This window comes from Actinoallomurus liliacearum (assembly GCF_039542035.1).
GTDB lineage: Bacteria > Actinomycetota > Actinomycetes > Streptosporangiales > Streptosporangiaceae > Actinoallomurus > Actinoallomurus liliacearum.
This window is the reverse complement of the sequence record NZ_BAABHJ010000041.1, coordinates 16,541-28,519: the sequence shown is the minus strand read 5'-3', so window position 1 is coordinate 28,519 and position 11,979 is coordinate 16,541. Positions and strand designations below refer to the sequence as shown.

Genomic DNA, 11,979 nt, shown 5'->3' with positions numbered 1-11,979 from the left:
GGAGACGAGGAGCCCGCCACCGGACGTGACTCGGCGTTCGACCGCGCCGTCGCGCTCCCGCGGCACTGAGACGACCGGCTACCAGCCGCCGCCCGCGTCCATGCCGCCCCCGTCCATGCCGTCCGCGTAGCCGGACGCGGCGTCGTTCAGGCGGGTGTCGGGCTGCAGCAGGTCGACGGGCCGGTCGCGCTTCGGGTTCGTCAACGGCGAATGCGCCGGGGGCGTGTAGACGTGGGTCTCGAAGATGGTCCGGAGCCCGTCGTCGGCGATGCCGGCGACTCCCCGGACCGCGACCCGCATGAGACCCTCGGGCGCCTCGGCCAGTTCGCGGCGCAGGGACCGGATCCTCCTGATCCGGTCCCGCCGCCAGAGCCCGCTCAGGCGGGAGCCGGGGAGCAGTCCGTCGGCGTACAGCCGTCGGCCGACCTCCGTGACGGCCGGGGAGAACGTGATCAGCATCCTGGTCAGGCCGAGTACCCGGCCGACGTCCGGGATGAGGGCCAGCGCGGCCGTCTCGACCGGATGCAGTTCGCCGTCGCGCGCCTCGGCGTACACGCGGTGCCGGTCGGCCGTGATCCGGACGCGCCCGTCGGCGTGCAGGCCGACGAGCGCGACGACCGCCACGCGGTCGGGCCCGGCGAACAGGTAGGCGACGTCGTACGGGGACAGGTCGTGGTCGGGCGTCATGCGCCGTCACCTCCCGCGCGGGGCACGTGTCGTTCCCCCCGACACCCGATGGGACGCGCGGCGCCCCGCGCCGGTTGCCCGCACCGGGCCACCGGCCGTTCCCCGGCGCCGCGCCACCGGCCGTCGCCGCACCGGAGCAGCGGCCGCCGGCCGGCCGGGGGACTACTACTACAGCTCGCGGAGGCGGGCGGCGGCGGTCTCGGGGAGGACGTCGTTGATGTACGCGCCGCCGCCGGTCTCGGCCGTCGCCAGGAACTTGAGCTTGTCGGCGGTGCGCTGCGGCGTGTAGATCCGGGCGCACAGGTGGGCCGCGTCGCGCGAGACCCGTGCCGGGGCCTGGTACCAGCAGGCCATGTACGGCGTCGCGTGCTCGTAGAGGGCGTCGAAACGACGGAGCACGTCGGCGTACAGGCGCATGAGCTCGTCGCGCCGCGCGGCCTCCAGGGCGGGCAGGTCCGGCACGCAGGCGCGTGGGGCGACGTACACCTCGTACGGCCAGCGGGCGGCCTCCGGCACGTACGCGAGGAAGCCGTCGGTCTCGGCCACGACGCGCGGCCCGGCGGCCTCGCGGGCGACGACGTCGCACATCAGGCACCGGCCCTGCTCGGCGCGGAACCGTTCGGCGGCGGCCAGCATCCGGCGCGGGGTCGACGGGACGTACGGGAAGGCGTAGATCTGGCCGTGCGGGTGCGGCAGGGTCGCGCCGATCGCCGCGCCGCGGTTCTCGAAGAGGAAGACGTACTCCACGTCCGGCCGGGCGCCGAGGTCCGCCGTGCGGTCGGCCCAGGCGCGGCCGACGGTGGCCAGTCGCTCGGGCGGCAGGGTGGCGAAGGACCCCTCGTGTTCGCTGGTGAAGCACAGCACCTCGCAGCGCCCACCGGCCGGGCCGCCGAGCGAGGGGAAGCGGTTCTCGAACGACACGACGTGGTAGTCGGCGGCCGGGATCTCGCTGAGGCGGTCGCCGTGGGAGGGGCAGAGCGGGCACTCGCCGGGCGCGGGCTGGTAGGTGCGGTTCTGCCGGTGGGCGGCGACGAGGACCTCCTCGCCGTGCAGCACGTCGTAGCGCAGCTCGGCGGCGGGCGCGTACGGCGGCAGCTCCCGCCGGTCCGGTGCGGAACGGTCCAAACCGGGCTTGTCGTCGAAGTAGATGATCTCTCGTCCGTCCGCGAGCCGCACGGACGTGCGAGCGGCGGACGCGGTGACGGCGTGGGCGGACATCGTCTTCCTTTCGCGGAGACCGGGCGTACTACGCGGGAGGTCGCCCGGCGCTGCTGCGGCTGACCAGCTCGGTGGAAATGATGATCTTCTTGTCACTGCGGCGGCCGGTCTCGATCTGCTCGAGCAGCAGGTTCACGCTGGACCGGCCCACGGCGGCGAAGTCCTGCCGGATCGTGGTGAGCGGCGGGATGAAGTACGCCGCCTCGGGGATGTCGTCGAAGCCGATGACGCTGACCTCGTCGGGCACCCGGCGGCCCGCCTCGTGCAGGGCGCGGAGCAGGCCGAGGGCGTTCTGGTCGTTGGAGGCGAACACCGCCGTGACGTCCGGGTCGGCGGCCAGCGCGAGGCCCCGGTCGTACCCGGACCCGGCGCTCCAGTCGCCCGGGATGGTCGGCGGCACCGGCGCGCCCGCCTCGGTCAGCGCGTCGTGCCAGCCCCGGGCGCGCTCGCGCGACTCCAGCCACGACATCGGGCCGGGCAGGTGGTACACCGTCCGGTGGCCGAGGTCGAGGAGGTAGCGCGTCGCCGCCTTCGGGCCGGTGTACTGGTCCACCCCGACCGCCGGGACGACCGTCTCGCTCTCCATGACGACGACGGGCAGGTCGGACGGCAGGTGCTTCGTGGTCTGCGTGAGCGGCACGTGCCCGGGGATCACGATGAGCCCGTCCACGCCCTGCCCGCGCAGCCGCTCGGCCGCCGCGGAGATGGAACGCTCGCTGGCCGACTGCAGCGCGATGACGCTGGTGAAGTAGTCGGCCTCCCGAGCGCACCGCTCGATCTCGCTGATCATCGACGCGGGCCCGAACAGGGTGGCGTCGAAGCTGACCACGCCGAGCGTCCGCGACCGGCCGGTGGCCAGGGCGCGGGCGAAGGCGTTGGGCCGGAAGTCGAGTTGGGCGGCCGCGGCCAGGACCTTGGCCCGGGTCTCCGAGCTCACCCGTGGGTGATCCTGGAAGACCCGGGACACGGTCTGGTGCGACACCCCCGCGAGCCTGGCCACATCCCGGAGACCGGGGCGCGCCGTGACTCGCGCGTCGCCCCGCTCCTCGGGGTCTGCGGTCATGGAATCGATCCTAGATTCTCACCGGGAGGCGCCGGCGCGGCGCTTGGTCCAGATGTCGAACGCGACGGCGGCCAGCAGCACCAGACCCTTGATCAGCATGACCCGCTCGCTCGGCGCGCCGAGCAGCGACATGCCGTTGTTGATCACGGCCATGATCAGACCACCGGTGATGGCGCCGACCACCTTGCCGACACCGCCCTGCACCGCCGCGCCGCCGATGAACGCCGCCGCGATCGAGTCCAGCTCGAAGTTGGTGCCGGCGGTCGGACCGGCCTGGTTGAGCCGTCCGGCGAAGATGATGCCGGCCAGCGCGGCGAGCACGCCCATGTTGACGAACAGCCAGAACACCACGGACTTGGTCTTGATGCCGGACAGCCGGGCGGCCTGCAGGTTGCCGCCGAGGGCGTAGATGTGCCGGCCGAAGACGGCGCGGGTGGTGACCAGGGTGTACGCGAGGACGAGGACGGTCAGGACGACGAGCACGACCGGCATGTTCTTGAACCGCGCGAGCTGGATGACGATGAACATGACGACCAGCGCGGCAAGCGCCATCTTCACGACGAACAGCGGCAGCGCCTCGACCTTCTGGCCGTAGCCGGCGCGGCCCTGCCGGGCCCGCCACTGGGTGCCCACGATGCCCACGACGGCGATCACGCCGACGATGAGGGTGAACAGGTCGGCGCCGCCGAGCGGGCCCAGGCCGACGTTGCCGAAGTAGCCGGGCAGGAAGCCGTTGGCGAGCGTGCGCACCTGGTCGGGGAACGGGCCGATGCCCTGGTTGCCCAGCACGGTCAGGGTGAGGGCGCGGAAGACGAGCATGCCGGCCAGCGTCACGATGAACGCCGGGATCTCGAAGTAGGCGATCCAGTAGCCCTGCCACGCGCCGATCACCGCGCCCGCGAGCAGGGTGAGGATGACGGCGAGCGGCCAGGCGATGTGGTGGTTCACCATCAGCACGGCGGAGATCGCGCCGCAGACGGCGACGACCGAGCCGACGGACAGGTCGATGTGCCCGGCGATGATGATGAGGATCATCCCGATCGCCAGGATCAGGATGTAGGAGTTCTGCACGAGAACGTTGGACATGTTCTCCGGCGAGAGCAGGTCCCCGTGTGTGAGGATCGCGAACAGCGCGACGATCAGCGCGAACGCGACATAGATGCCGTTCTGGCGCAGGTTGACGGAGAAAATCCGGTCGGCCACGCTGCGGGACGGGGGCGGGGCCTCGCCCTGGTCCGAGCGGGCCGGTGCCACGCTGCTCATGAAACTACCTGCTCCTCGTCGTAACGGGTCATGTACTGCATCAGCCGCTCGGGCGTGGCCTCCGCGCGGGGGACCTCACCGGTGATGCGCCCGGCCGACATCGCGTAGATGCGGTCGCAGATGCCGAGCAGCTCGGGCAGCTCGGAGGAGATGACCAGCACGGCCTTGCCCTGGTCGGCCATCTCGTTGATGATCGAGTAGATCTCGTACTTCGCGCCGACGTCGATGCCGCGGGTGGGCTCGTCCAGGATCAGCACGTCCGGGTCGGTGAACAGCCACTTGGACAGCACGACCTTCTGCTGGTTCCCGCCGGACAGCTTGCCGGTGACCGCCGCGACGGTGGGTGCCTTGATGTTCATGCTCTTGCGGTAGCCCTCGGCGACGCGGGTCTCCTCGTTGTCGTTGACCCAGCCCCGCCTGGCGAGCTTGCGCAGCCCCGCCGTCGAGACGTTGCGCTTGATGTCCTCGATGAGGTTCAGGCCGTACCGCTTGCGGTCCTCGGTGGCGTACGCGATGCCGTGCCGGATGGCCTCGCGGACCGACCGTACGCGGATCTCCTTGCCGTCCTTGAAGATGCGGCCGGTGATGCCCACGCCGTAGCTGCGGCCGAACACGCTCATCGCCAGCTCCGTACGGCCGGCGCCCATCAGCCCGGCCAGGCCGACGATCTCGCCGCGCCGGAGCGTGAGGTTGGCCCCGGACACGACGAGGCGCTCGTGCTGCGTCGGGCTGCGCACGGTCCAGTCCTCGATCCGCAGCACCTCCTCGCCGACGTTCGACTCGTGCTCGGGGTAGCGGTGCTCGAGGTCGCGGCCGACCATGCCGGAGATGATGCGGTCCTCGGTGACGAGGTCCTTCTCCATGTCGAGGGTCTCGATCGTCCGGCCGTCCCGCAGGATGGTCGTCGAGTCGGCGATCGCCTTGATCTCGTTGAGCTTGTGACTGATGATCACGCAGGTGATGCCCTGGTCGCGCAGGCCGCGCAGCAGGTCGAGCAGGTGCGCGGAGTCGGCGTCGTTCAGGGCCGCCGTCGGCTCGTCCAGGATGAGCAGCTTCACGTCCTTGGACAGCGCCTTGGCGATCTCCACGAGCTGCTGCTTGCCGACCCCGAGGTCCATCGCCGGGGTGACCGGGTTCTCGTCCAGGCCGACGCGGGTGAGGAGCTCGGCGGCGTCGGAGTTCGTCTTGTTCCAGTCGATGAGGCCCCGGCTGACCCGCTCGTTGCCGAGGAAGATGTTCTCGGCGATCGACAGGTAGGGGCTGAGCGCCAGCTCCTGGTGGATGATGACGATGCCGTGCTTCTCGCTGTCGCGGATGCCGGAGAAGCGGCACGGCTCGCCGTCGAAATGGATCTCGCCCTCGTACGAGCCGTGCGGGTAGACCCCGGACAGCACCTTCATCAAGGTGGACTTGCCCGCGCCGTTCTCACCGCAGATCGCGTGGATCTCGCCGCGTCGCACCACCAGGTTCACGTCCTGCAGCGCCTTGACGCCGGGGAACGTCTTGGTGATCCCGCTCATCCGCAGAATCGCGTCGTCGGTCATGGATCCTCCTGCGTCGGAGGAGTGACCAGAGGGACTGCGCCTCTCGACTCCCTCGCTTCGCTCGGTCATGGGACCTCCTTCGTCGGCCCCATGACCAAGGTGCTGTGCCTGATGATGCCCTCGCTCCGCTCGGTCATGATGCCCTTCACTGTGACGCCAGGCGGGCGGCGCCGACGGCGCCGCCCGCCCGTGACCCGCTACTGGAGCTGCTGGGCCGTGTAGTAGCCGGTGTCGACCAGGGTCTTCTGGACGTTGTCCTTGTAGACCACGACCGGCTGGAGCAGCATCGACGGAACGACCTTGACGCCGTTGTTGTAGTCCTTGGTGTTGTTCACCTCGGGCTTGCCGCCCTTGAGGACGGTGTCGGCCATCTTGACGGTCACCGCGGCGAGCTGGCGGGTGTCCTTGTAAACGGTGGAGTACTGCTCACCCTTCATGATCGACTTGACCGAGGCGAGCTCGGCGTCCTGGCCGGTCACGACCGGGTACGGCTGGCCGGAGGTGCCGTAGCCGGCGCTCTTGAGGGCGGACAGGATGCCGATCGACAGGCCGTCGTACGGGGACAGCACGCCCTGGACCTTCGTGCCACCGGTGTAGGCCTTGGTGATCAGGTCCTCCATGCGCTTCTGCGCGGTGGCCGGGTCCCAGCGCAGGATCGCGACGGTCTTGAAGTCCGTCTCCTTGCTCTTGACGACCAGGGTGCCCTTGTCGATGTACGGCTTCAGGGTGGCCATCGCGCCGTTGTAGAAGAACGTCGCGTTGTTGTCGTCCGGCGACCCGGCGAAGACCTCGATGTTGAACGGGCCCTTGGCGGTGCCGTCGGAGCCGTCCTCCTTCTTCAGGCCGAGGCCGACGAGGAGGGAGGTGGCCTGCAGGACGCCGACCTTGTAGTTGTCGAAGGTGGCGTAGTAGTCGACGTTCGGCGACTTCTGCAGCAGCCGGTCGTACGCGATGACCGGGATCTTCTTGTCGGCCGCCTCCTGCAGCTGCGTGCTGAGGGCGGTGCCGTCGATCGAGGCGATGATCAGGAGCTTGGCGCCCCGGGTGATCTGGTTCTCGATCTGGTTGACCTGGGTGGGGATGTCGTTCTCGGCGTACTGCAGGTCGACCTTGTAGCCCAGCTTCTCCAGCGAGGCCTTCAGGTTGTCCCCGTCGTGGATCCACCGCTCGGAGGACTTGGTCGGCATGGTGACGCCGATCAGCGCGCCCTTGGCCGAACCGGCGTCCGAGCCCTTCTTGTCGACGGTCTTGGTGCTCGAACCGCACGCCGCGGTCACGCTGAGGGCCATGAACAGGCCCGTGGCCATCGTGGCCAGCTTTGTGATTTTCATGTCTCACCTTTGGGGTGGGGCTGGGCGGTTACGCCGGTATTACGGCCTGGTTTCCCACTGCTGTGTCGGGAGTGTTACCGGTCACAAATCCGATGTCAAGACACAGTTCTGCAACGCCCCTGCCTCGGCTCGGCCATTGACTTTGCCCATGTGACCGGTAACATCCGGCTTCCGGGAGGTCATCGCGGCCCGCCTCCGGCCCGTACCAAGAGGAGCGTTGCTTCACATGCGCATCACCGGAATCTCGACACATGTCGCCGGCACCCCCTGGCGCAACCTGACGTTCGTTCAGGTCCATACGGACGAGGGGCTCACGGGCGTCGGCGAGGCGCGGATGCTCAGCCACACCGACGCGCTCATCGGCTACCTCGCCGAGGCGGAGATCAACCACATCAAGGGCTCCGACCCCTTCGACATCGAGGACCTCGTCCACCGGATGAAGTACGGCGACTACGGCCGGGCCGGCGAGATCGCGATGTCCGGGATCGCGTGCGTCGAGATGGCCTGCTGGGACATCGTCGGCAAGGCCCTCGGCCAACCCGTGTGGCGGCTCCTGGGCGGCAAGGTCCGCGACAAGATCAAGGCGTACGCCAACGGCTGGTACACCGTCGACCTCACCCCCGAGGCGTTCCACGACGCGGCCGAGAAGGTGATCGAGAGCGGCTACAAGGCGCTCAAGTTCGACCCGTTCGGCACCGGCACGATGGAGCTGGACCACGCCGACACGATGCGCGCGGTGAGCCTCGTCGAGGCCGTCCGCGACGCCATCGGCGACGAGGCCGAGCTGCTGGTCGAGATGCACGGCCGGTTCTCCCCGGCGACCGCGATCCGGCTGGCCGGCCTGCTCGCGCCGTTCAACCCGAGCTGGCTCGAGGAGCCCTGCCCGCCGGAGAACCTCAAGGCCCTCGCCAAGGTCTCCGCGCATACCGACCTGCCGATCGCGACCGGCGAGCGCATCCACGACCGGATCGAGTTCCGCGAGCTGTTCGAGCTGCAGGCCGTGGACATCATCCAGCCGGACGTCGGCCACATCGGCGGCATCCTGGAGACCCGCAAGCTCGCGGCCACCGCCGAGACGCACTACACCCTCATCGCCCCGCACAACGTCGGCGGCCCGGTGCTCACCGCCGCCAACCTGCACCTGGCGGCCTGCACGCCGAACTTCAAGATCCAGGAGCACTTCAACGACTTCGCCGACTCGGCGATCAAGGGCGTGGCTCCCGGCCTGCCCGAGGTCGTCGACGGGTACTTCTCGCTGCCTGAGGCCCCTGGCCTCGGCGTCGAGCTCGACCTGGACGCGCTCGCCGAGTTCCCCCGCCAGCAGGCCAACTTCAACCTGTTCAAAGAGGACTGGCACTACCGCGACCCGGCCAGGACCAAGTGAGCCGGTCCATCCTCCTGGAGCGGCCGGGCCGGCACCGGCTGATCAAGGGAGACGTGCCCGTGCCCGGCCCCGGCGAGGTCCTCGTCCGCGTCGCCGCGGCCGGCATCTGCGGCAGCGACCGCGAGCTGTACGAGGGCGGCCGCCCGGAGGCGTACTGCTCCTTCCCCGTCGTCCCCGGCCACGAGTGGTCGGGGACGATCGTGGCGACCGGTCCCGGCGTCGACCCGGCGCTGACCGGCCTGCCGACGGTCGGCGAGGGCTTCGTGAGCTGCCAGACCTGCGTCCGCTGCCGCGAGGGCGACACGAACCTGTGCCACGCCGGGTACGACGAGATCGGGTTCACCCGGCCCGGCGCGTTCGCCGACCACCTGGTCGTGCCGGCCCGGCTGCTGCACCCGCTGCCGCCGGGCACCGACCTGCGGGCCGCGGTGCTGCTCGAACCGGCGGCGGTCGCCGCCGCCGCCGTGCTCCGCGCCGCGTCGCTGCCCGGCGAGCGGGTCGGCGTGGTCGGCGCGGGCACGCTCGGCCTGCTCACGATCCAGCTCCTGGCCGCCTCGTCTCCCGCCGAGCTCGTCGTGAGCGACCCGCGCGCCGGCCGCGAGCCGGTCGCGCGGGCGGGCGGGGCGACCGCCTACTTCCACCCGGACCGGCTCGGCGAGCTCGACCTCGACGTCGTCGTGGAGACCGCCGGCGCCCGCGACTCGGCGGCGGCCGCCGCCCGGCAGGTGCGCAAGGGCGGCCGGCTGGTGCTGACCGGCATCCCCGGCGTGGAACCGGAGATGCTGTCCCCCTCCCTGATCGTCGGCCGTCAGCTCACCGTGACCAGCGTGTTCGGCGCCTCGTCGGCGGCCTGGGCGCACGCGGTGCGGGCGTTCACCGCCGGCCTGCTCGACCTCGGCCCCCTGGTCACACACGAGTTGCCGCTGGAGGATTACCCCGAAGCGGTGGCGCTGCTCGGCCGGGGCGGCGACGACGTCGGCAAGATCATCCTGAAGCCCTAGGAGTACCCGTAATGAGCGTTTCCCGGTATCCCGGTGAGCACCTGCTCGACCGGCTCGGCATGCCCGCCCGCGGCGGCGCCCCCGCCGGTTCGGAGGCCCGGTTCCCCGACGGCGGAAGCTGGCGCACCGAGCTGCCCTCCTGTGAGGGGCCGGAGGTGCTGGCCGCCGCGCTGGAGGAGGTCGACCGCCTCGAGGTGCCGGTCCACCGCATCAGCCAGGGCAGCGGCATCTGGATGCTCACCGACGCCGAGATCACCGAGATGGTCAAGGCGTGCGAGGAGCGCCACATCGAGCTGTGCCTGTTCGTCGGCCCGCGCGGCACGTGGGACGTCGGCGCCGGCGTCAAGGCGTCGTCCGGCGGCTCCGGGCCGCGCGCCCGCGGCCGCGACCAGCTCGCCCAGTGCGTCGAGGAGGCCGAGCGCGCCGTCGCCCTCGGCGTCCGCTGCCTGCTCGTCGCCGACGAGGGCGTGCTGTGGACGCTGCACCGGCTGCGCGCGGCCGGTGTGCTGCCCGCCGACGTCACCTTCAAGGTCTCGGCGCTGGTCGGGCCGGTCAACCCGGCCGCGTACGCGATCTGGGAGAAGCTCGGCGGCGACTCCATCAATGTGCCCAGCGACCTGACGATCGGGCAGATCGCCGAGCTGCGGGCGCAGAGCGCCGCGCCGATGGACTTCTACGTCGAGGCGCCCGACGACCTCGGCGGCTTCGTCCGGCTGTACGACGCGGCCGAGCTGATCCGCTGCGGCGCGCCGATCTACCTGAAGTTCGGCCTGCGCAACATGCCCGGCATCTACCCGGTCGGCCGCCACCTGCGCGACCTGGCCGTCAACGCCATGCGGGAGCGCGTCCACCGCGGCCGTCTCGCGCTGGACATCCTGGAGCGTCTCGGCGCGGACGGCGACATGTCCCCGCTCGGCTCCCGCCTGCCCGGCACCCTGAACCGCTTCCCCACCGACGGAGACGTGCGATGACGCTGCTGTACGGAGTCGATCCCCGGACCGGCGAACGCCTGGAGCCGGGCGTGCCGGAGACGTCCCCCGAGACGGTCGCCGCGCTGGGCGTCGCCGCGGCGAAGGCCGCGCGCCCCCTCGCGGAGCTGCCGCTGCCCGACCGGGCCGCGCTGCTCGAGGCCGTCGCCGACGCCCTCGAGGCCGCGGCCGACGAGCTCGTGCCGCTGGCCGACGCCGAGACCGCGCTCGGCGCCACCCGCCTGAGCGGCGAGGTGGAACGTACCACCGGGCAGTTGCGGCTGCTGGCGGGCGAGGCGCGCGGCGAGGGCTTCCAGCAGGACGTCGCCGAGCCCGGCTTCGTCCGGGCGCTGCTGCCGATCGGGCCGGTCGCGGTGTACGCCGCGAGCAACTTCCCGTTCGCGTTCTCGGTCGCGGGCGGCGATACGGCCTCGGCCTGGGCGGCCGGCTGCCCGGTCATCGTCAAGGCCCACCCCGGCCACCCGCGCACGTCGGCCCGTACCGCCGAGATCGTCACCGAGGCCCTCGCCAAGGCGGGCGCGCCCGAGGGGACGTTCGCGATCGTGCACGGGTTCGACGCGGGCATGGCCCTGATCAACGACCCGAACATCAGGGCGGCCGGGTTCACCGGCTCCGTACGCGGCGGGCGGGCGCTGTTCGACGCCGCCGCGAGCCGTCCGGACCCGATCCCGTTCTACGGGGAGCTGGGCAGCATCAACCCGGTCTTCGTCACCGAGGCGGCGGTCGCCGCCCGCGGCGAGGAGATCGCGCGCGGCTACGTCGGGTCGTTCACCCTCGGGTCCGGGCAGTTCTGCACGAAGCCGGGTCTGCTGTTCCTGCCCGCCGGGCACGGCCTGGAGCCCGTGCTCTCGGCGGCGGTCGCGGCGGTCGCGGCGCCGGCGCTGCTCACGCCGCAGATCACCGACGGGTTCCGCACCGGCGTCGAGCGCCTCGCGGGCGCGACGCGCACCGTGGCGGAGGGCGCGGGAGCGCACCTGTTCGCGGTGAGCGCCGAGGAGTTCGCGGCGCGGCCCGAGCTGACGGAGGAGTGCTTCGGCCCGGCCTCGGTCATCGTCGAGTACTCCTCGGAGGAGGAGCTGCGCGCCGCCGTCGCGGCCGTGCCCGGCTCGCTCACCGCGACCGTGCACGCCGAGCCCTCCGACGCCGGCCTGGCGCGCGGCCTCGTCGCCGAGCTGGCCCGGCATGTCGGCCGGATCGTGTACAACGGCTGGCCCACCGGCGTCGCGGTGAACCGGTCGATGCAGCACGGCGGCCCCTGGCCCGCGACGACGGCGCCGCTGCACACGTCCGTCGGCACCGCCGCGATCCGGCGCTTCCAGGTCCCGGTCGCCTTCCAGGGCCTGCCGGACGATCTGCTCCCGCCGACGGTCCGGTGAGATAACGCGTTGCCGACGTGATCCCCCCGCCCGTACCCTCCGGGGCATCGGCGTGTAGCTCAGTCAGACAGAGCACCGGGCTCCGGACCCGGAGGGCGCGGGGGCGGTACCCGCCACGCCGGC

General features: G+C 71.4%; 10 protein-coding genes and 1 tRNA gene. 5 read left to right on the top strand and 6 right to left on the bottom strand.

Annotated features, from left to right (window positions below; all coding sequences use genetic code 11):
• Positions 1–78 precede the first annotated feature (78 nt).
• From ABD978_RS43205 to chvE, 6 genes are all read right to left on the bottom strand, one after another.
• Positions 79–687, bottom strand: a complete 609-nt coding sequence (locus tag ABD978_RS43205; RefSeq protein ID WP_345367499.1) for a TIGR04222 domain-containing membrane protein — start codon at positions 685–687, stop codon at positions 79–81.
• Positions 688–855: 168 nt separating this feature from the next.
• Positions 856–1,905 carry a galactose-1-phosphate uridylyltransferase gene (gene galT / locus ABD978_RS43200; protein ID WP_345367497.1) on the bottom strand — a complete coding sequence of 350 codons (1,050 nt, stop codon included), beginning with the start codon at positions 1,903–1,905 and terminating at the stop codon, positions 856–858.
• Between the two features lie 28 nt (positions 1,906–1,933).
• On the bottom strand, positions 1,934–2,968 hold the full coding sequence (locus tag ABD978_RS43195; protein ID WP_345367495.1) for a LacI family DNA-binding transcriptional regulator: 1,035 nt from the start codon (positions 2,966–2,968) through the stop codon (positions 1,934–1,936).
• Positions 2,969–2,986: 18 nt separating this feature from the next.
• Complete coding sequence (gene mmsB, locus ABD978_RS43190; RefSeq protein WP_345367493.1) at positions 2,987–4,231, bottom strand: multiple monosaccharide ABC transporter permease; 1,245 nt, start codon at positions 4,229–4,231, stop codon at positions 2,987–2,989.
• Positions 4,228–5,775, bottom strand: coding sequence for a multiple monosaccharide ABC transporter ATP-binding protein (gene mmsA / locus ABD978_RS43185; RefSeq protein ID WP_345367491.1), 1,548 nt, complete (start codon positions 5,773–5,775; stop codon positions 4,228–4,230). The genes mmsB and mmsA overlap by 4 nt, the downstream gene beginning before the upstream one ends.
• Positions 5,776–5,972: 197 nt before the next feature.
• On the bottom strand, positions 5,973–7,106 hold the full coding sequence (chvE, locus tag ABD978_RS43180; RefSeq protein WP_345367489.1) for a multiple monosaccharide ABC transporter substrate-binding protein: 1,134 nt from the start codon (positions 7,104–7,106) through the stop codon (positions 5,973–5,975).
• 226 nt (positions 7,107–7,332) lie between these two features.
• Between chvE and ABD978_RS43175 the strand changes: the two genes are divergently transcribed.
• The 5 genes from ABD978_RS43175 to ABD978_RS43155 all read left to right on the top strand — a co-directional run bounded on the left by ABD978_RS43175 (position 7,333) and on the right by ABD978_RS43155 (position 11,978).
• Positions 7,333–8,490: a mandelate racemase/muconate lactonizing enzyme family protein gene (locus ABD978_RS43175; RefSeq protein ID WP_345367487.1), complete on the top strand. Its 1,158-nt coding sequence runs from the start codon at positions 7,333–7,335 to the stop codon at positions 8,488–8,490.
• Positions 8,487–9,491, top strand: a complete 1,005-nt coding sequence (locus tag ABD978_RS43170; protein WP_345367485.1) for a zinc-dependent alcohol dehydrogenase — start codon at positions 8,487–8,489, stop codon at positions 9,489–9,491. Before ABD978_RS43175 ends, ABD978_RS43170 begins: the two co-directional genes overlap by 4 nt.
• 11 nt (positions 9,492–9,502) lie before the next feature.
• The gene (locus tag ABD978_RS43165) at positions 9,503–10,462 is read left to right on the top strand and encodes a PH domain-containing protein (protein WP_345367483.1); all 960 of its coding nucleotides are present in this window, start codon (positions 9,503–9,505) and stop codon (positions 10,460–10,462) included.
• Positions 10,459–11,856, top strand: a complete 1,398-nt coding sequence (locus ABD978_RS43160) for an aldehyde dehydrogenase (NADP(+)) (protein WP_345367481.1) — start codon at positions 10,459–10,461, stop codon at positions 11,854–11,856. The genes ABD978_RS43165 and ABD978_RS43160 overlap by 4 nt, the downstream gene beginning before the upstream one ends.
• A 48-nt stretch (positions 11,857–11,904) precedes the next feature.
• Positions 11,905–11,978 (top strand) — tRNA-Arg (locus ABD978_RS43155).
• The last annotated feature ends 1 nt before the right edge of the window (position 11,979 follow it).